Annotated in this window: 18 protein-coding genes and 1 other RNA gene; 10 read left to right on the top strand and 9 right to left on the bottom strand. The window is 69.1% G+C overall.

The window, feature by feature from the left end; genetic code table 11:
• The first annotated feature begins 24 nt into the window (after positions 1-24).
• Positions 25-960 (top strand): phosphatidylinositol-specific phospholipase C/glycerophosphodiester phosphodiesterase family protein, encoded by a 936-nt coding sequence (locus BCF74_RS02570; RefSeq protein ID WP_342747534.1) that lies wholly within the window; start codon positions 25-27, stop codon positions 958-960.
• 173 nt (positions 961-1,133) lie between these two features.
• On the opposite strand, the gene BCF74_RS02565 is transcribed toward BCF74_RS02570, so the two are convergent.
• Positions 1,134-1,532, bottom strand: a complete 399-nt coding sequence (locus tag BCF74_RS02565; RefSeq protein WP_245889177.1) for a winged helix-turn-helix transcriptional regulator — start codon at positions 1,530-1,532, stop codon at positions 1,134-1,136.
• Positions 1,533-1,647: 115 nt separating this feature from the next.
• Between BCF74_RS02565 and BCF74_RS02560 the strand changes: the two genes are divergently transcribed.
• The 3 genes from BCF74_RS02560 (at position 1,648) to BCF74_RS02550 (ending at position 4,038) form a co-directional block, all read left to right on the top strand.
• Positions 1,648-2,538: an SDR family oxidoreductase gene (locus BCF74_RS02560; protein ID WP_106296397.1), complete on the top strand. Its 891-nt coding sequence runs from the start codon at positions 1,648-1,650 to the stop codon at positions 2,536-2,538.
• Positions 2,539-2,696: 158 nt separating this feature from the next.
• Positions 2,697-3,062: a transfer-messenger RNA gene (ssrA, locus tag BCF74_RS02555) on the top strand.
• 94 nt (positions 3,063-3,156) lie between these two features.
• Complete coding sequence (locus BCF74_RS02550; protein WP_106296396.1) at positions 3,157-4,038, top strand: phosphatase PAP2 family protein; 882 nt, start codon at positions 3,157-3,159, stop codon at positions 4,036-4,038.
• 16 nt (positions 4,039-4,054) lie between these two features.
• Here the strand turns inward: BCF74_RS02550 and BCF74_RS02545 are convergent, their stop codons facing one another.
• Genes BCF74_RS02545 through BCF74_RS02535 form a run of 3 tightly spaced genes read right to left on the bottom strand, consistent with a single transcriptional unit; the run spans position 4,055 to position 5,962 of the window.
• Positions 4,055-4,672 carry a hypothetical protein gene (locus BCF74_RS02545; protein WP_106296395.1) on the bottom strand — a complete coding sequence of 206 codons (618 nt, stop codon included), beginning with the start codon at positions 4,670-4,672 and terminating at the stop codon, positions 4,055-4,057.
• Positions 4,673-4,682: 10 nt separating this feature from the next.
• Positions 4,683-5,306 (bottom strand): SIMPL domain-containing protein, encoded by a 624-nt coding sequence (locus BCF74_RS02540; RefSeq protein ID WP_106296394.1) that lies wholly within the window; start codon positions 5,304-5,306, stop codon positions 4,683-4,685.
• Positions 5,303-5,962 carry a PIN domain-containing protein gene (locus BCF74_RS02535; RefSeq protein ID WP_170070109.1) on the bottom strand — a complete coding sequence of 220 codons (660 nt, stop codon included), beginning with the start codon at positions 5,960-5,962 and terminating at the stop codon, positions 5,303-5,305. The genes BCF74_RS02540 and BCF74_RS02535 overlap by 4 nt, the downstream gene beginning before the upstream one ends.
• 386 nt (positions 5,963-6,348) lie before the next feature.
• Here BCF74_RS02535 and BCF74_RS02530 point away from each other — a divergent pair, with 386 nt between their 5' ends.
• Positions 6,349-7,506 (top strand): hypothetical protein, encoded by a 1,158-nt coding sequence (locus tag BCF74_RS02530; protein ID WP_146132857.1) that lies wholly within the window; start codon positions 6,349-6,351, stop codon positions 7,504-7,506.
• Positions 7,507-7,782: 276 nt separating this feature from the next.
• Here BCF74_RS02530 and BCF74_RS02525 read toward each other — a convergent pair whose 3' ends face one another.
• From BCF74_RS02525 to BCF74_RS02510, 4 genes are all read right to left on the bottom strand, one after another.
• Positions 7,783-8,745: a hypothetical protein gene (locus tag BCF74_RS02525; protein WP_106296392.1), complete on the bottom strand. Its 963-nt coding sequence runs from the start codon at positions 8,743-8,745 to the stop codon at positions 7,783-7,785.
• Positions 8,746-9,108: 363 nt separating this feature from the next.
• Positions 9,109-9,636 carry an SLATT domain-containing protein gene (locus tag BCF74_RS02520; RefSeq protein WP_106296391.1) on the bottom strand — a complete coding sequence of 176 codons (528 nt, stop codon included), beginning with the start codon at positions 9,634-9,636 and terminating at the stop codon, positions 9,109-9,111.
• A gap of 1 nt (position 9,637) precedes the next feature.
• Positions 9,638-10,501, bottom strand: coding sequence for a nucleotidyltransferase domain-containing protein (locus BCF74_RS02515; protein ID WP_106296390.1), 864 nt, complete (start codon positions 10,499-10,501; stop codon positions 9,638-9,640).
• Positions 10,502-10,739: 238 nt separating this feature from the next.
• Positions 10,740-11,264, bottom strand: a complete 525-nt coding sequence (locus tag BCF74_RS02510; RefSeq protein ID WP_106296389.1) for a hypothetical protein — start codon at positions 11,262-11,264, stop codon at positions 10,740-10,742.
• Positions 11,265-11,568: 304 nt separating this feature from the next.
• On the opposite strand from BCF74_RS02510, the gene BCF74_RS17235 reads away from it, so the two are divergent.
• Positions 11,569-12,738, top strand: a complete 1,170-nt coding sequence (locus BCF74_RS17235; RefSeq protein WP_170070108.1) for a hypothetical protein — start codon at positions 11,569-11,571, stop codon at positions 12,736-12,738.
• Between the two features lie 368 nt (positions 12,739-13,106).
• Here BCF74_RS17235 and BCF74_RS02490 read toward each other — a convergent pair whose 3' ends face one another.
• Positions 13,107-14,078, bottom strand: coding sequence for a PstS family phosphate ABC transporter substrate-binding protein (locus BCF74_RS02490; RefSeq protein ID WP_106296385.1), 972 nt, complete (start codon positions 14,076-14,078; stop codon positions 13,107-13,109).
• Positions 14,079-14,549: 471 nt separating this feature from the next.
• Between BCF74_RS02490 and BCF74_RS02480 the strand changes: the two genes are divergently transcribed.
• Genes BCF74_RS02480 through BCF74_RS02465 form a run of 4 tightly spaced genes read left to right on the top strand, consistent with a single transcriptional unit; the run spans position 14,550 to position 18,451 of the window.
• On the top strand, positions 14,550-15,314 hold the full coding sequence (locus BCF74_RS02480; RefSeq protein ID WP_106296560.1) for a phosphate ABC transporter ATP-binding protein: 765 nt from the start codon (positions 14,550-14,552) through the stop codon (positions 15,312-15,314).
• Positions 15,311-16,528: a lytic transglycosylase domain-containing protein gene (locus BCF74_RS17675; protein WP_106296383.1), complete on the top strand. Its 1,218-nt coding sequence runs from the start codon at positions 15,311-15,313 to the stop codon at positions 16,526-16,528. Before BCF74_RS02480 ends, BCF74_RS17675 begins: the two co-directional genes overlap by 4 nt.
• A gap of 49 nt (positions 16,529-16,577) precedes the next feature.
• Complete coding sequence (locus tag BCF74_RS02470) at positions 16,578-18,053, top strand: NAD-dependent malic enzyme (protein ID WP_106296559.1); 1,476 nt, start codon at positions 16,578-16,580, stop codon at positions 18,051-18,053.
• A gap of 29 nt (positions 18,054-18,082) precedes the next feature.
• Positions 18,083-18,451, top strand: coding sequence for a VanZ family protein (locus tag BCF74_RS02465; protein WP_106296382.1), 369 nt, complete (start codon positions 18,083-18,085; stop codon positions 18,449-18,451).
• Positions 18,452-18,896 lie beyond the last annotated feature (445 nt).

Below are 18,896 nucleotides of genomic sequence, written 5' to 3'. Positions count from 1 at the left end.
ACCTTGGGGGAGGGGAGTGCCGTCATGTCCGGTATGCCGCTGCGCACCCTGCTCGCGTTCGTCACCGCCGTCCTCGGGCTGGCTCTCGCCACCCCCGCCGCGCCTGCGGCGCCGGTTGCGACGGCGTCCGCCACCCGGGTGGTGTCGGCCGCATCGGCGGACGAGACGCCGACCCGGCGCCCACTCGCGTTGACGGTGCAGCCGCTCGAGCGGGCGCACGCACACAACGACTACGAGCACCCACGCCCACTGCTCGACGCCCTCGACCGCGGCTTCACCTCCGTCGAGGCCGACGTGTGGATCGTCGGCGGTGAGCTCTACCTCGGTCATGACGGCCCGGACCTCACCCGCACCCTGCGCGACTACTACCTCGAGCCCCTCGCCCAGCGCTTCCGGCAGAACGGCGGCGCGATCTACCCGCGCTGGCGTCCGGACTTCCGGCTGCTCATCGATGTCAAGGGTGACGCGACGACGACCTGGGCGGCGATCGAGAAGCAGCTCGCGGCATACCCGCAGCTGTTCACGGCATACCGGGGTGGCAAGGTCCACGAGCGCGCGGTGACCGCGGTCATCTCCGGCAACCGCGACCTCGCGTCGATGCAGGCGGCGACGACGCGGTTCTCGTTCTACGACGGGCGGATCGGCGACCTCGGTGGTCCGCTGCCGGCGAGCCTCGTGCCGCTCATCAGCGACAACTGGACCAAGCTCTTCACCTGGCAGGGGATCGGCCCCATGCCCGAGGCCGAGCGCGCGCGGCTGCGCCAGATCGTCGCGACCGCGCACGCGAACGGTCAGGACGTGCGGTTCTGGGCGACGCCCGACCTGCCGGGTCCGGCCCGCGACGCGCTGTGGCGCGAGCTCGTCGCCGCCGACGTGGACGCGATCAACACCGACGACCTCGCCGGGCTGCAGCGATTCCTCCTCGCCGAGGATCCCCAAGAGGCGCAGAACCGCGACTGATTGCGCACAGTTCGCATGCTCGCTGGCGCTCGCATGCGAACTGTGCGCAATCAGTCGGGAGGCCGGTGCCGGGAACCGGCACTCAGTCGGGAGGCCGGCCGGAACCGGCACTCAGTCGGGAGGCCGGCCGGAACCGGCACTCAGTCGGGAGGCTGGGTGCCGGGAACCAGCAATCAGTCGCGGCGGGCGGGGGGCGGCTCGACGCCGAGGATGGCGCCGGCGTGGTCGAAGGCCCACACCATGAGCGGGCTCAACAGGTCGGTGAGTTCCCGGCCGAGTGGCGTGAGCGCATAGTCGACGTGGGGCGGGACGACCGGGTGGGCCTCGCGAGCCACCAGTCCGTCGTCGACGAGGGTGCGCAGCGTCTGCGCGAGCATCTTCTCGCTCACCCCCTCGGCCCGACGGCGCAGCTCGCTCCAGCGCAGCGTCCCGCCCTCGGCGAGCGCAAGGAGCACGAGCGGGCTCCACTTGCTCATGACGTGGTCGAGCAGGACCCGGCTGGGGCAGCCGGCCTCGAAGACGAGGTCGGGAAACCGTTGGCGCAGGGCGCTGACCTCGTGACTCACCTTCACGTGGGTACCTTACTTCAAAGTGGGTACTTCCCCTTGGGAAGTATGGGCGTCCGGTCCGGGTTCCTCCTCGCGTCAGCACCACCGAACCCCCACCGAACCCGCGAAAGGCCACCCCATGACCACCTACCTCGTCACCGGAGCCACCGGCCAGCTCGGCCACCTCGCCATCGACGCCCTTCTCGCCCGGGGCGTGCAGCCCGGCCACGTCGCCGCCCTCGTCCGCGACCCGGGCAAGGCCGCCGACCTCGCCGCCCGCGGCATCGACGTCCGGGTCGGCGACTACGACGACCCGGCGTCCCTCGACGCCGCCCTCGTCGGCATCGACCGGCTGCTGTTCGTCTCGGCCAGCGAGGTCGGCAACCGTGCCGTCCAGCACCAGAACGTCATCGACGCCGCGGTCCGTGCCGGTGTCGAGCTGCTCGCCTACACGAGCATCACCCGCGCCGACATCTCGCCGCTCGCGCTCGCCGCCGAGCACAAGGTCACCGAGGAGGCGCTCGCGGCGTCGGGTCTGCCCACGGTGGTGCTGCGCAACGGCTGGTACCTCGAGAACTACACCGCGCAGGTCCCGGTCCAGCTCGAGCACGGCGTCGTCCTCGGCGCGGCCGGTGACGGCCGGATCAGTGCCGCCACCCGCGCCGACTACGCCGAGGCGGCGGCCCTGACGCTCGTCGAGGACGGCCACGCGGGGGCGGTCTACGAACTCGGCGGCGACGAGTCGTTCACCCTCGCCAAGTATGCCGCGGAGCTCGCCCGCCGCTCCGGCACGGCCGTCGCCCACCGCGACCTGCCCGAGGCGGAGTTCGCGGCGGCGCTGGTCGGCGCGGGTCTCCCCGAGGGGTACGCGGCGCTGCTCGCCGCGAGCGACACCAGCATCAAGGAGGGGGCGCTGCTCATCGAGACCGGCGACCTCTCGCGGCTCCTCGGCCGCCCGACGACGAGCCTCGGGGCCGCCCTCGACGAGGCACTCGTCGAGACCCGCGTCGCGGCGTCGCCTTCGGCCTGACCCCGCCACGCCGCGCACGCCCGCGCACGCCCCCGCCCGGCATACGCACGCCCAACCGGCGCACCCGGCATACGCACACCCGAAATGATTCGGACCGCCCGTGCGTTGGGAGATACAGTTGAACCACAACTGAACAGCGTGGGATGGGCCCCCTTCATGGGGGTGATCGGTTTCGACATTGGTCGGCGGATCAAGGGAAGCGGGTCGAGGATGCACGGTCATCTCGTCAACGCTCCGTGCAAACCCATAGGTGCCAACTCCAAGCGCACCGACTTCGCCCTCGCCGCCTGAGCGAGCCCGAAGTCTGTCAGCCTGAGCTAGTTCTCGACTCAGTGCCTGGCATCAGCTAGAGAACTCGCTGCTGCGTCACGTCGCGGGACGCAGTGGGACTCCTACGCGACTGGGCCTGTCAGGGAACGTGTGCGCGCGAGCCCTGGGGCCGAGAAACTCCATAGCGCACTGCACCCGGAGAAGCCTTGGTTTCCCGTCAGTGGACGCGGGTTCGATTCCCGCCACCTCCACCACCGTGGCCATCCCACGATCGACGACCCCCGGTCGGCCCCGCGCCGCCCGGGGGTCGCTCACGTTCGGCGCGGGGGAGCGGTGTGACAATCGCGTATGCCGTCCGCCTCCTCCCAGCCGCCCGTCACCGAGGGCCGCGGCCCCGAGGGTCGCGGCCCCGCGGACCGCGGTCCCGCGGACCGCCACGAGGACGAGTGGATCGGCGAACGGGACCTCGGGCACTGGCGCAGCGGCGCTGGGCGCGCGTTCGCCCGCCTCGTGACACTCGCCGCGGCCCAGGTGGCCCGGCTCGTGCGCTGGTCGATCGCCAACGTCGCGCTTGTCCTCACCGCCGGCATCGGCCTCGCGATCGCCGTCGGGCTGAACTCGGTCGCGGCCGAGGTCTACGAGGACGTGGCTGCGGGTGACGGCATCGCCACCGTCGACCAGCCCGTCCTCGACGCTGCCGTCTCGCTGCGCACGCCGATGCGCGACGCCCTCGCGACCGACTTCACCGACCTCGGCGGACAGGTGCTCATGCCCGTCATCGCTGTCGTCGTCGCCGTCGGACTCGCGCTGTGGAAGCGCCGCTGGACACCCGTCGTCCTCATGACCATCGCCGGTCTCGGCGGGCTCGCCATCACCGTCTCCGGCAAGGAGCTCACGGCTCGGGCCCGGCCGCCGCAGGCGCTCGCGGTCCCGCCCTTCGAGAGCTCACCGAGCTTCCCGTCGGGGCACACACTCAACGCGACCGTGGTCCTCGGCATCGCGGCATACCTGCTCGTGATCTGGCTGACGCGCAGGTGGTGGCGGGTGACGGTCGTCGCCGTCGCCGCGGTGCTCGTCGTCGGGATGGGCCTGTCCCGCGTCTTCCTCGGCCACCACTGGCTCACCGACGTCATCGCTGGCTGGGCGGTGGGCCTCGGGTGGCTCGCGACCGTCATCACCGGACACCGGGTCAAGATCACCCTCGACCGCGGCGCCCGCACCGACCGCTGACGCCCTCCCGTCGGGGTCAGGGGAGGTCGAGGGCCCAGGCGGAGCCGTCGCGGCGGAACCCGAGCCGCTCGTAGTACGCGCCCACCATGCCCGCCGGAGTGCGGATGGAGCGCCACCCGTGCCCCGCGAGCAGTCCGCTGGAGCGCCACACGAACTCGCCCGGCGTGAAGTCGCGATAGCGCTCCGTGACGTAGTCGAGCTCGACCTGTCCGACCCCGTCGCCGGCATCGCTCACGATGACGACGCCGACCGTCTCGTGGCCGTGCAGGACGAGCCAGGCGTAGCGCGTCGCCGACTCCGTGACGCCGACGAAGCCCGGGTTGAAGCGGGCGATGTCGGCCCGCTCCACGTCGAGGAAGTGCTGCAGGTAGGCGTCGTCCTCCTCGACCTCGAGGACGCGGAAGGCGTTCTCGTCACGGCGTTCTCGCAGCATCCGCGCGATGAACCACAGGTTGATGAGGGCGAGCACGACGTTCATCGCGACCATCGGCCACACCCCGACGAGGGCGTTGAACCCGACGAGGATGAGGCACGCGATCGTGTTGAGGACCCGCAGTCGCAGGATCCGCGCCTGGAGCAGCGAGAAGACGAGCAGGGCCGAGCCGAACCAGCCGAGCGCGTCGACCCAGCTCATGCGCCGCCACTCATGACACCAGCTCCCACCGCACGGTGATCGTCGTCGTCAGCTCGTGCGTGCCGCCCTCCATCGGCATGGAGCCGGCATCGAACGCCGCCGCCCGCGCCATCATCGGCCGAGGGAGTCCCGGGTCGACCGCGCCTTCGCGCACCTCGAGGACCCGCCCCAGCGAGGCGCCGGCGAGGCGGGCATACAAGGAGGCGCGCTCGCGTGCGTCGGCGAAGGCCGCCTCGCGCACCGCCTCGTTCGCGACCGGCGTCTGCTCCGCCGTCATCTCGATCCCGTCGACGGCGAGCGCGTCACCGGCCGCCCCCGCGAGAGCCTGGATGAGGTCGCCCACGCGGTCGGGGTCGCGGACCGTGAGGACGAACGCCTGGTATGCCGTGTAGCCCGCGACGACCTGTCCCTCGCGGTCGTAGCGCGGGTGGATGCCCACGTCCGCGGTGCGCCGGTCGGTGGCCTCCACGCCGTGGTCGGCCGCGGCCTGGAGCGCGGCGGCGGTGCGCTCGGACGCCTGCCCAAGGGCGCTCGCGACATCGTCCGCCTGCACCTGCACGCGGGCGCGCACGAGGACGAGGTCGGGAACGACGAGGTGGGAGCCGTGGCCGGTGACTTCGACGTGGTCGGTCATGGTGAACACCCTACGGGCGCGGCAGTGTAGGCGAGGTCACGCCCAGACGTGCCGGTCACAGCACGAGACCATGGCGCGTTCAGCGTACCGACTCCCGGTATTTTGGTCAGGGAGAAGTCGTCGCTGTTGGAGGTGACGAAGGCATGCGGCTCATTGGAGAGGTCGGCCTTGCGAGTGTGAGAGGCGAACAGCTCGATAAGTAGGGCGTCGGCCACGCTGTTGCGGGAGCGATGGAAGGGGGCACGCTTGCTCAGGCCGCGCTCCACGACCCGCCGGTGGGCATCGTCTGTCGCGTGGACCGGGCGACCGGCGCGCAACAAGTCCAGGACCTCGTCGAAGTTGCGCGTGGTCATGGCGCCGATGAGCGGCACCTCGTGGGCGAGTTCGTCGATGAGCTTTAGCGCCTGCTCGTAGTCGGTGCCGCCGTACTCGTCGAGGTCCTGCTTGATGAGCTTGAAGCGCTGCTCGATGCTCGCCGTCATGGAGGCTTCAACCCGTGCACGGTTGCGCTCGTATTCGTCGATCACCACCGAGGGCACGAGCAGCTCCAGTGCGCCCTGGTGCACGAGCAGGCGGATGGCCACGATCCATCGCTGGCCGTCGCGCCGCTTCGCCAGGTCCAGCCACGTCGATGTGTCAACGAGCAAATGCAGCATCGGTTGACCCTAGCTGCGCACTTCCCGGCTCGCGGGGTCCATGGCGGCTCAAAGTTGTTCGTCGGCATCTCCGGGCCAAAGTTCAATCTTGTTGGCTGCATCTGTCGAGATGCATCAAAGGTTGCGCGAGCCCGGGCGTTGCACATTGCACAGGAGCGGTCTCTCACGACGATCATGAAGAGTGGGGCTGTGCGCGCCACGGGCCGCGCACGCGTCACTGCGCCCACAAGGACGTAGATTCGTAGCGCCACTGCGCCAACGCTCATGGGCAAGACGAGACACGGTTCAACAGACCGCGTGCGTCTGGTTGCCTCCTGTGACCGACCCACCGGATCTAAAGCCGGAAGCGGATCGTCCGCAGGACCGTCACCTGGCATCCTCTGGGGGTGTCAACAACGGAAGAGGGGACAGGCGAACGCCTGTCCAAGACTGCGCTACGGGATTTCGGCCAGCCGATCCCGCACGAGGAGCGCAACTACGACCAACCGTCCTACCGAGTGACGCTGCTGCCCAACGAGGCGCCGATCCCGGTGTTGTTCCGGCACGCGCTCACGCTCATCGGGATACGGCACAACGGGCCGGGCGAGAAGGTCGCGTGGTGGATGACCTTCACCTACAAGGGGTATCCCTGCGAACTCGCCCACCAGAAGTTCGGCCTCCGGCTACGCATCGCCGGTGACCTCACCGAAGAGCAGGCGGACGAGTTACTTACTCAGATGCGGAAGAAGTTGGTGTCGGCAGTAAGGACCGTCGAGGCGCTGTTGGCAGAGAGTGCGGGCGACACCCTCAACGCAGGGAATGTCACGGTTGTGAATCAGCACCGGCAATTGCGTCGGGCGTATAGCTACTTCCGCGAGCGGGCCACCAACCCCGACGTGGTCGAGGACGTGAGCGAGAGCGGGACGAGTGAGTTCGGCACTTGGTCATCCTTCCTGCTGGGCAAGAACGTCATGGCGCTGAATGCATCCCACGACCTCGTCGCTGCGATCTCAGCCTTCCTGAGTTCGCTCGAGCACGACCTCGTCCTGGCGCTGCCCTTCCTCAATTTCGACCCGACCGCGGACGACCTGACCAAGATCATCGGCGACCGTTGGGGCGAGAAGTGGCGGCGAGTGATCGGCCACTCGGACCCGGAGGCGGTGCGCCTGAGGGAGCGGCTGGCCGAGGTGGTCGAGCGGTGGCGGAACCCCTATTCGCACGGCGGGTTCGAGAAGGGTCACGGCGCAACCGTGTACCTGCACACGCCGGGCATCGGGGCGCTGCCAGTCGGGCTGTCAAGCATCCGTGACAGCCCGCTGTTCTCGTTCCACTCGGTTTCGGAGACCGACATCGAGGGCGTCTTCGCGCTGTTCGACGAGATCGATGCTTACCTGGCCAAGTCGGTTCCGCACGCGATGGCGTGGATCGACTCCGGACTCGACGTTCGATTCGACGCAGAGTTCAGGACGCAGGTGGCTGACTGCCTCGAGTCGGAGGGCGACGTGGAGAAGTTGGTCGAGGCGCACGCCTACCGGCAAGCGATGATCGACAACATGGACTACTAAGCCGCCAACTGGCTCCTGCACCCCGGGCCGCCAGCCCAATCCTCGCAAGCCTGTAGACGGTCTAGGTCGACCAAACACCGTGATGCAACATGCACGAAGTGCATAACGTCGGCTAATTCATGGAATCAACGGCACTTCTTACAGACTTCGCTGCATCTCGTGTCGAGATGCAGCGAGCACTGCACGATCGCGTGCGGGGCACTTTGCGCATATCCGCGATCTTGGCTGGCTGGCGCAAAGTCCGTCGCGACCCAGGAGCGCGGACACTGCCGCTGTTCAGGCGCCAAACAGTTCGGAGAAGTGCTCGGGCCAGGTCAGCGTGACGCCGTGCTCCGCGCAGACATCCACCCAGTCGAGATGTTTCGGAGCACCCTCGACTGCCAGTACGCCGCGCTTCCGGTCGATGCCGGGCCAGTGCTCGGCCTTCGTCCTGTACAGGTAGCCGAGCAGTTGACCGAGGCCCAGCCGCAGCTGTGACTCCTGATTCGCCTGGGTGAGGCTCTTTACCTCGCAGATATGCAGCACCCCATCTGCCACCCACGCCACGTCGAACGGCTCGTCACCGCCATGAGGTGAGAGGGGCAGCAGGCCTCTCTCGCGGACGAGTTGGGCGAGCTCATTCTCAAGTTTCTTGTGCGCTTTGGTGCCGCGGTCGATCGCATCGCTGTTCCAAGGGACGAACGCTGGCTCTGCGCTCGACTCCTCGTCCTCGTCCTCAAGAGAGGGCTCCACGTAGGGCCTGCCGCCTCGCTGGAATCCATCCGAACCGGTCCCTTCGATCCGGTTCTGCTCCACGACTTCGTGCTCATCGGACCCAGGCCGCACCCAAACCAGGCTCACGTCGTGGATGTCCACGCCATAGGCGTCGGTCAGCACGCTCATGAGCTCGAGTGGAGCACCCGCGTCGTGCAGCAGCTTCAGCGTGACGGCAGCCTGCATGCCGGTGGTGGTGCGGGGTACGTCGCCGTCGGCTTCGTCGTTGAAGGCCTCGCGCGGGAGCACGCCTGCTCTCACGGCTTCCAGGGCAGAGCGCGCCGCCGATGAATCGTAGTGCCGGGGAGCGGGCATCGAGTCGGCAGCATGCCAGTTGTGATGCGTGATTGCCCTCGAAGCTGCGATCGCCGTCGGGTCACCGCTGGAGGTCCGCGCCCAGTAGCGCAGGCCCTCCGTGACCTCAATGACGCCCGGGACGTCCTTTGCGGGCTGCTGGTTGGTCGCAGTCATGGTGTTGACCATCATGGTAGGAACCATGACAGGTCCGGAGCCTAAATCGCGTCACTGACAGTCAGGTGCGAGGCCCACGCGAACTCAAGCAGCCCATCCACATCGCCGCGCCAATGTCGAGATGCAGCGAAGGTTGCACAGCCATCCACACCAGACCTCGCATGAATCACGTTGATGCACGTCTTCGTGCAAGGTAAGGGTGAGCTTGTTCATGTTCAGCGGTCGCGGGTCGTGCCGTATGACGTCCTGCCCCGGAACGCCCTCCGGCCACTCTGTGTCGTACCCGACTGCCAGAATCAGACGCCGACGGCCACCGAGACGCCATCACAACCCACCAGCCGCGCCCCATGAAAGATCGAGGTTAGGGACTGGACTGCATCAGGGCCGTGGTGGTTCTTCGGCGTCGGGGACGGTGTCGTGCTTGAAGTCACCCTGCTGGATCTTCTGTTGCGCCTTCTTGAAGATCCGGTCGCTCACCGGCGGTGCGGAGTTGTCCACGTCGGCCTTCAGGGTAGTCAGGTCTTGTATCGTGGCCTTCCACGTGGCGGCGTCCACGTCATGGTCCGCCGGTAGGTCGATGGTTCGCGTTTGGCGGATCCGGACTCGGAGCGCTCCGAGGGCTCGGCCACTTTGAAGATGTTGTGCGGCGCGTTCGTCGGGCTTGACGAACGTAAGGACAGCGGAGGCGACGGCTGCGATCAGGGCGAGGACTCCGGGGATCCACGGGTCGCTCTTACCGATGATTGTCGTGGCGGCGACAGCGGAAGTGATGGTGGCGAGGAGGCCGAGGGCGAGGTGGATCCGGCCATGTTCGTTGGAAGCAGAGAAGTGACCCTTCTCGGTGTAGAGGATGTCCTCTTCGAGCCGCTTGAGTTCATCCTCGACGGCGTTGCGTACGTCTGTCACGTCAGCCCCAACTCGGGTAGGGAAAGTCGTAACCGAAGACCCGGTACATGCTGGTCCAGTAGGCGCTGCGGTCGTTGGCTTCCTTCGCTTCGTTGGCGGCGACGAGGCAGTCCAGTGCCTCCTTGGCTTGCCTGAGCGCTGTGACCCGGTTGGCTTCGGAGGACGTGGCGTTGATGCGAGGGACGATGCCGAGTGGGTCGTTCATGGCTCGCATGCCGGTGTTGACCAGTTCGCGAAAGATCATGCGCAGGTCGATGTCATAGATGATGGCCGATTCCGTGCTGGCGTGCTTGGCCGTGCGCATCTCGAGGTAGAACGACGAGACCGGCGCTCCCACGTGGTACTTCCATGCCTTGACCAGACGGACGATGGGCTTGACCTTCTTGCCGTGTTTGTCGTTCACGGCGGACACGAACCCGTTGTGCCCGAGGGGAACGGATTCCGCCCACTCGTCGCCGGGTCCGGGAATGCGGAAGACCGCGATTTCGTCCTTCTCTCCCTTGTAGTAGGCAGGGACGATCTCGAAGTTCGGCACGCTGTAAAAGCCGACCTTGACGGTCGGGCTTGAGATGTGTCGGCTCGTGATACCCCAGTGCGCTCCGTCCAGCGTGCCCTTGAGGTTCGTGAGCGCGGTGCTCGGCCTGACTGGTCGGGAGCTGTCGGGGAAAAAGGCCATGTAGTCGACGTCGCTGTGCCCGGTCACTGCGGTGCCGTGGCTCCATGAGCCCGACTCGACCAAGCCGGCCGAGGACGTGTGCTTCTTGATGTGCTCCTCGATCGAGTTGCGTCGCTCGCTGACGGTGGACCGGTCGAATGGCTGCGGAGCGAGTTGCTTGGCGAACGCCACGAGTTCGTCGTCGGCCATCAGGTTGTCGCTTTAACCTTGGTAACCTGCACGTCCGCTCCCCCGTCCCGAGTCATGCTGCGTCGGCAATCTGATGCGAGGGTACAGGTGCCGACCGGCACCGCGCAGGAGGAACCTGACTGGAGCGCCGTCCCGCGTGACGATGGACCGCCGGACATTTCATGGGCGTACCACACGCTTTCACCCACCCCGCCAATGGGCGGGCGGGGGCTCCGCGGCGGCGCCGGGCTCAGTTCGCCTAGAACGGCAGCGTGCTGCCGAGCCCCTCGATCAGCGTCTTGGAAAGTTCAGCGGCCTCGCCCGAGACGGTGACTCCGACTCCAGTCGCGATGGGAGCCAGCAGGCCCCTGAGCATGGTGATGCCGCGCTTGATGCGGCCCTGGTCTGGCTCGTCCTTGACCACTTCGCCGAGCACCGACTCGGCCGTAGCCTTGGCCTCGTGCTCGTCGTCCCCGGAGAGACCCAGCGCTGGGAGCGACGCAAGTAGGCCGGTGATCAACTTCGCGAGCTCTTCGTAGCCCGGAGCGATGTCTTGGTTCTGCGTCTGGTTCGCCGTCTGGTTGTCCCAGGCCAGCTGAGCGTTGTCGCCGTGAACCGTGACGACGGGACCGTGGTAGTTGTTCGTGATGGGGCCGGCGGGGAAAGTCACGCCGCTCGCGTCCGCCTCCAACGGGACCCGTACGGGGTTCTTGGCGAACTCCCTCTCGATCTCCCTGCTCATCTTGCGGATTGCCTGCTTGTTGATCTCGAAGCCCTTGCCCACAGCGCTGTTCTCCCCTGGTCGATTGCGAGAAAATGGTCTCACGCGAGACCGACAGTCTTGGGTCGGGTCCCCGCCGCCGGTGGGTCACGCGGTGCCCGGTAGTGGCCTCGGCGTGACAGCACCAGGATGAAAACAGGCAGCCATGGAGGCTTCAGCGATACTCCCACTCGTCCCGCGCGGAATGCCGCTGCGGGTCCGACAGGACTGCGATGATGGCGCCCATGGCTCCCTCACCGGAGGGCGCCGGAAGGGGAACTGTGATGGCCGACAAGAAGAACATTCACACGGTGCCGACCCAGGATGGGTGGGCCAACCGCCGCGAGACCAGTTCGAGTGGCGTGACCAGTACCGGTTCCCGTCGACCGTCACGGACGCCAAGTCGGGCAAGACCCATACCTGCACCTCGGAGGACCTCCTCACGAGCAACGGCCCGACCGCCACGTGGTACACCCACTGCAAGCTCTTCGGTCGCAGCTGGGGCGAGGCGAACGCGCAGCGGTCGCAGAGTCTGTCCCGGATTGCCGACCAGATCGTCATCAGTCGGCCATTGACGACGACAAGGCAGGAGGTGACCGAGTCCGGCCGACTCGTCGACAACTACGTCCGTGACTCCGCGCAGGACCTGTCGCAGCGGTGGACGATGGGTCTGACGGACCTGGCGTCGGCGCGCCGCTTCGGGCTGGACGTGGCGCAGCTGGCCGCGCCGAGCAAGGACGGGTCCGCGACCTTCGCGGCGCCGTCGCCGGTCTCGATGGCCGCAGCGGTGTCGACGATGACCCAGGACAAGGCGACCGGTCTGCTGAAGCAGGACTACTCGTCGATGGTTGCGGGGGCGTATCCCGGAACGATGCTGCAGTACCTCGCCCTGCCGACGAGCGGCCTGGACAAGGAGCTCGCCACGAAGTACGCGGACTTCGTCCGCTACGCGACGACGACGGGCCAGACCCCGGGCACCGCGCCGGGGACCTTGCCGGAGGGGTACGTGCCGCTGCCGGCGGCGTTCCGGGCGCAGGCGGCGAAGGTCGCCGACGCGGTCCAGGCACAGAAGGGTGCTGTGCCGGTGGTGCCGGTCGACCCGAAGAACCCGGACACGCCCAGCACCGGCGGTGGCGGCGGTGCTGGGCCGGGCGGGGGCGGGACGCTCCCCGGCGGGACGACGCCGGGCGGGGGCGCCGGGTCGCCGGCGGCCGCAGCGGGCACGCCAGCCGCGGCGGTCGCGGCCCCGGCGGGCACGACTCCGAGCGCGGCACCGAAGGGTCGGACGGTCGCGATGCCCGAGAGCCTGGGCACGACCCGCGGGGAGAAGGGTGGCTGGACGAAGTGGGTCTTCCCCGGCGTCCTGCTCACCGGCCTGCTCGCCGGCGTCGGGATCCCGTTCGGTCTGGTCACCGGACAGCCCGGCCACCCCGTGCGCGTCGTCGGCAGCCAGCTCCTGCGCGACGTCGGCCACGTCCTGAGGATCCGCCGCACCTGACCGCCCGGACCCCAGGCGGGCACCACCACTGATTGCCGGTTCCATGCACGCTTCGCGCGCACGGAACCGGCAATCAGTGCTGTGACGTGCGCACGGAATCGGCAATCAGTGCTGTGACGACGGCATCAGGCGTGACTCGCACCGCGAGCCAGCCGGAGGGTCGCACTGGCCTTGAGTTCCATAGTGGACACGGAACGTCGTCGAGACGCTCTCGGACGGCACGTCCGACGAAGCGCCCCGATGCTGCTCCGCGTCGTGGTCTTGCTCCGTTTCGGCTGCTGAGCGCACGCAGAAGCACGACAGCCTGCGAAGAGGCCCCGGCGCGTGCACGCCGGGGCCTCCTCGAGGAGCTGGTCAGTGACGTGAGGTCACTCGCCCTTGCCGCAGTTCTCGGCGGCGGTGAGCTGCACGAAGCCGGCAGCCGTGATGGCCGACGTGGCACCCGAGCCGCAGATCCAGCCGCGGTTCGTGCCGAGACCGTCGCCGAAGAAGGCCTGGAGGCGCGGCTCGACGCCACCGTTGACCCACTCGCTTCCGACGGGACCACCGTTGATGTCGCGGACGACGTTGTAGAGGTTGCGGGTCAGGCTGTAGCCGCTGGTGTTGAGCTTGACCGTCTTCGGGTCGGGCAGTGCGTTGTAGCGGCCCTCCGAGAACGGTGCGATCGCATCGGGGTTGCCCGCGACGGCGGCCGGGTCGTGCTCCTGCACCGTGTCGTCGACGCAGCTGCCTGGGGTGGTGATGCCGAGGTCACCGAGGAATGTCGCCCGGGTGCCCGAGCCGGCCTGGGGGAGCTTCGGCTGGATCGTCGCGGTGCTCGTGCCACCGACCTGGTTCCAGGTGGTCGCGGTGCAGTTGTAGATCGACGTGAGCTGGGCCTTGGTGAGGTTCTGCGGCGCGTTCGTCGTCGTCGCCGACGCGTACTTGAGCACGTCCTTGGCGAACGGCAGGAAGATCGTCCCCGCGTCCGCGCCCGAGGTCTTGCGCACCCGCGAGGAGCGGGCGTAGTCGACGACGCTCGTCGTCGTGTTCTGCAGGAGGGTGATCCCCGCCGACGAGCCGTTCGGGCGCTCGATCGGGGCGGCGTCCTGCTTGGTCACGATCGGCGAGGTGCCGGTCGCGTCCCACGAGTAGACCTTGTTCGCCGGGCTCGTCGCGTTGTAGGCCTCGGAGAGGTTGTTCAGGGCGTCCTGGGTGGTGTCCGAGCCGACGCCGACGATGTCGGTGAGGGCCGGGACCGTGCCGGCCGGCGGGTCCGCCTGCGCGGAGGTGGCGGTGACGCCGACGAGGGCGACCACACCACAGGCGGCGGCGGCGAGGGACTTCGCAGTGATGCTCATGTGCTGGTGGAACCTTCCGTGAGTGTGCTGCGTGACGTCGGGCACGGCCGTGCCCGACAGGACCTCCCGCCTCGGCGGCCGTGGCCGACGAGGCGGGACGCGTCACACCCTTGCCGCGCCGGGAGACGTCACCACCACGACGCGGGGAACGAGACATGGCCGCACCCTGAGCGAGGGAAACCAGGGCCGACCGGCGACCGGTGCGCGGTTCATGTCGCGTTCAGGGTGCGGCCCCCTGCCGTGCTCCGACGCTCCGTAACCTCACCGCTCGTGACCTCTCCCGATGACACGACGACCCCGCGCGCTCCCGAGACGGCGGCCATGCCGCATACCGTCGACGCGACGACGACGATCCCCGCCGTACCGGCTCCCGCCACCTCCACGGCGGTCGCCGTCGCCGACGACACGACCGTGCTCTCACCCGTCGCGGCGCGCCGCGAGGAGCGCTCCGGACCGGTGTCCGGCGCGACGATGATCGCCGAGGGCATCTCGGCCTGGTTCGGTGACCACAAGGTCCTCGAACAGGTCGACATCACCATGAAGGCCGGTGAGGTCACCGCCCTCATTGGCCCGTCCGGCTGCGGCAAGTCGACGTTCCTGCGGATCCTCAACCGGATGCACGAGCTCGTGCCCGGCGCCTCGCTCGCCGGGTCGGTGCGCGTCGGCGGCATCGACATCTACGACGCGGGGGAGCGGATCACCGAGACCCGCCGCAAGATCGGCATGGTCTTCCAGAAGCCGAACCCCTTCCCGACGATGTCCATCGCCGACAACGTCACCGCCGGGCTCAAGCTCATCGGCCGCCGCGTCACCCGCGACGAGCGCGACGTGCTCGTCGAGGAGTGCCTCACCAAGGCCGGCCTGTGGCGCGAGGTCAAGGACCGCCTCGACAGCTCCGGCGGCGCCCTCTCCGGCGGCCAGCAGCAGCGCCTCTGCATCGCCCGCTCGCTCGCGGTGCGGCCCGAGGTGCTGCTCATGGACGAGCCGTGCTCCGCGCTCGACCCGACGTCGACCCGCCGCATCGAGGAGACGATCGACGCACTCTCCAGCGAGGTCACCATCGTCATCGTCACCCACAACATGCAGCAGGCCGCGCGGGTCTCCGACCGGTGTGCGTTCTTCCTCGCCGCCGAGGGCCGCCCGGGCCACATCGTCGAGCAGGGACCGACCGAGCAGATGTTCGGCAACCCGAGCGACCCGAGGACCAACGACTACGTCAACGGCCGGTTCGGATGAGGATCACCCTCTCCGCACAGCTCGTCCGAGTCGTCGTCGGCCTCGGCGTCCTCGCCAGCGCCGTCTCGACGCAGGCCGTCGGCTTCGCCCGCAACCCCGACGCGCCGCGCGCCGACGCCGCGGAGGCGGCAGCGGCGGCCGTCGCCGACCTCGAGCCCGTCCTCGCGACGTGGCCGGCGACTTCGCCTGCGGGACAACCGATCTCGACGACGGCACCGAAGCCCGCGGACACCCAGGTGACCACGACGCTCCTGCGCGGACGCGCCGCGCCGGGAGTGGGCGGCATACCGTCAACGGTCCTGCCGGCATACCAACGCGCAGCGCAGACGATGGCCGACCGGGCACCCGGGTGCGGACTGCCGTGGTGGCTGCTCGCCGGCATCGGCAAGATCGAGTCCGGGCACGCCTCCGGCGGACGCGTCGACGCCACGGGACGCACGCGCGGCGAGATCCTCGGGCCGCTGCTCGACGGCAGCCTCGCCGGGACCGCGACCATCCGGGACACCGATGGTGGACGCCTCGACGGGAACCGGTCGTATGACCGCGCGGTCGGGCCGATGCAGTTCCTCCCCGGGACGTGGGCGATGTACGGCGCGGACGGCAACGCCGACGGGGTCGCCGACCCGCACAACGTGTATGACGCCGCGCTCGCCGCGGGCCGGTACCTGTGCGCCGGCGGCGGGGACCTGCGCCGCGAGGCCGACCTCACCGCCGCGGTGCTGCGCTACAACAACTCGAGCGACTATCTCGCGAAGGTCGTCGGGTGGGGTGTCGCGTATCGCGACGGGCTGGCGACGATCGCGCCGCTCGCGGGCCGGGTGGCCGGGGACGCGACGACCGCGGCGAAGACGGCCGCCCCACCGGTGACGCCGGCGCCCGTGCCTGCGCCGACGGCGTCGGGACCGGCACGTCCGGGGGTGCCTGCGACGCCCGCGCCACGGCCGTCGACCACGCCGACACCGCGGCCGACGTCCACGCCGAGCCCCACCACGTCGACACCGGAGCCGACGACGACGCCCACAGGCACCCCGGCGCCCACGGGAACGCCGACGCCGACCGGGACGCCGAGCACCGGGCCCAGTCCGACGCCGACGCCGACTCCGACGTCGAGTGCCTCGGGGTCGACGGGCTCGACGGACGCGACCTCGAGTTCGGGTGTGGCGGCGACAGGTGCGGTGACGGACGGGGCCGCGCCCGCGGCCGGCGACAGCTGAGCCGGTCCCGATTGCGGCGAACTCACCGGTAGGCGGTTGAATCATGCACATGGCCATCCCGTCTGCCGCGAACTCCGTCACCGTCCGCCTCATCGTCCCGGCCCGCGCGACGGCGGTGAGTGAGCTCACCGGCGTCGTCGAGCAGGCCGGGGGAGTCGTCACCGGACTCGACGTCACCGCCTCGGGTCACGAGCGCGTCCGCGTCGACGTGACGATGATGACGCGCGACCCCGAGCACGCCGACGAGATCGTCGAGCTGATGCGCGGCGTCGAGGGCGTCGAGATCGGCAAGGTCTCCGACCGCACCTTCCTCATGCACCTCGGCGGCAAGCTGCGCGTCGAGTCCAAGGTGCCGATCCGCAACCGCGACGACCTCTCGCTCATCTACACCCCGGGTGTCGCGCGCGTGTGCCAGGCGATCGCCGAGAACCCCGAGGACGCGCGCCGCCTCACCATCAAGCGCAACACCGTCGCGGTCGTCACCGACGGCACGGCAGTGCTGGGGCTGGGTGACATCGGGCCGCTCGCGGCGATGCCGGTCATGGAGGGCAAGGCCGCGCTGTTCAAGCGGTTCGCCGACATCGACGCCTTCCCCATCTGCCTCGACACGACCGACACCGAGGAGATCATCGCGTCGGTCAAGGCGATCTCGCCGGTGTTCGCCGGCATCAACCTTGAGGACATCTCGGCGCCGCGCTGCTTCGAGATCGAGGCGCGGCTGCGTGACGAGCTGGACATCCCGGTCTTCCACGACGACCAGCACGGCACGGCCATCGTGTCGCTCGCGGCGATGCGCAACGCCTTGGCCGTCGTCGGCAAGAAGCTCGAGGACGTGCGGCTCGTCATGAGCGGGGCGGGCGCGGCCGGGACCGCGATCCTCAAGCTCCTGCTGTATGCCGGTGCGCGCGACGTCGTCGTCGCCGACATGTACGGCGTCATCCACCCGGGGCGTGAGGACGTCCGCTCTGGTGAGGACCCGAACCTCGTGTGGATCGCCGAGCACACCAACCCCGGCGGCTTCACGGGGACGCTGCGCGAGGCGCTCGCCGGGGCTGACGTCTTCCTCGGCGTCTCGGCCCCGAACATCCTCACCGGCGACGACATCGCGACGATGGCCGACGACGCCGTCGTCTTCGCCATGGCCAACCCGACGCCGGAGGTCGACCCCGTCGCGGCTGCCGAGCACGCGGCCGTCGTCGCGACGGGGCGGTCGGACTTCGCGAACCAGATCAACAACGTGCTCGCGTTCCCGGGCGTCTTCCGAGGGCTGCTCGACTCCGGCTCCAAGGTGCTCACCCCGGACGTCTTGCTCGCCGCCGCCGACGCGCTCGCCGCCGTCGTCAAGGAGGACGAGCGCAACGCGACCTACATCATCCCGAGCGTCTTCCACCCCGACGTCGCGGACGTCGTCGCCGACGCGGTCAAGGCTGCTGCGGCGGCGTCCGGCGCGAATACCTCGGAGGCAGCGGCTGTCGCGGCCGACGTGGAACCGCTCGTCGAGGTGCCGGTGGACGCGGCGCCGTGAGCGCGCCTGTGGCGCAACGAGGTTCGCGAATGCCGGCCGCGCGCCTGCGGTGGCCGTGGCTCGCGGCTGCTGTCGTCGCGGTGGTCGTGCAGCTGGTACTGGTCTATGCCCCGTCGAGTGGCGGCCCGCCGCTCTTCCCGAACGCGGACAAGGTGATCCACGTCGTGATCTTCGCCCTGCCGGTCGGGCTGGCGATCCTTGCGCGGCTGCCGTGGCTTCCGGTCGTCGCGGTGATGGCGGCGCACGCGCCGGTGAGCGAGATCGTCCAGGGGACGATGCTGTCGCAGCGCTCGGGGGACGTGTGGGACGCCGTCGCCGACCTCGTCGGAGTCGCCCTCGGCTGGTTCGTCGCCACCCGCCTCCTCCCCCGTGAAAAACTCACCCAATTGGACGCCTAGGGACAGGCGGGGGTGGGGTATGCCGTGGGGTCGCCTTCCGTCCCGAAGTCACCCAATTGGACGCTTAGGGACACGCGGGGGTGGGGTATGCCGTGGGGTCGCCTTCCGTCCCGAACTCACCCAATTGGACGCTTAGGCACGCGGGGGTGGGGTATGCCGTGGGCTCGCCTTCCGTCCCGAACTCACCCAATTGGACGCGTAGGGACAGCGCACCCACGGCTGGCTCGTCGCCACCCGCCTCGTCTCCCGTCCCGAACTCACCCAATTGGACGCTTAGGGACAGCGCACCCACGGCTGGTTCGTCGCCACTCGCCTCCTCACCCGTCCCGAACTCACCCAATTGGACGCCTAGGGACAGCGCACGCCTCGGTTGGTTCGTCGCCACTCGCCTCCTCGCCCGTCCCGAAGTCACCCAATTGGACGCTTAGGGACAGGCGGGGGTGGG

It is taken from the genome of Knoellia remsis, assembly GCF_003002895.1.
Lineage (GTDB): Bacteria > Actinomycetota > Actinomycetes > Actinomycetales > Dermatophilaceae > Knoellia > Knoellia remsis.
This window is presented reverse-complemented; position numbering and strand designations above follow the sequence as displayed.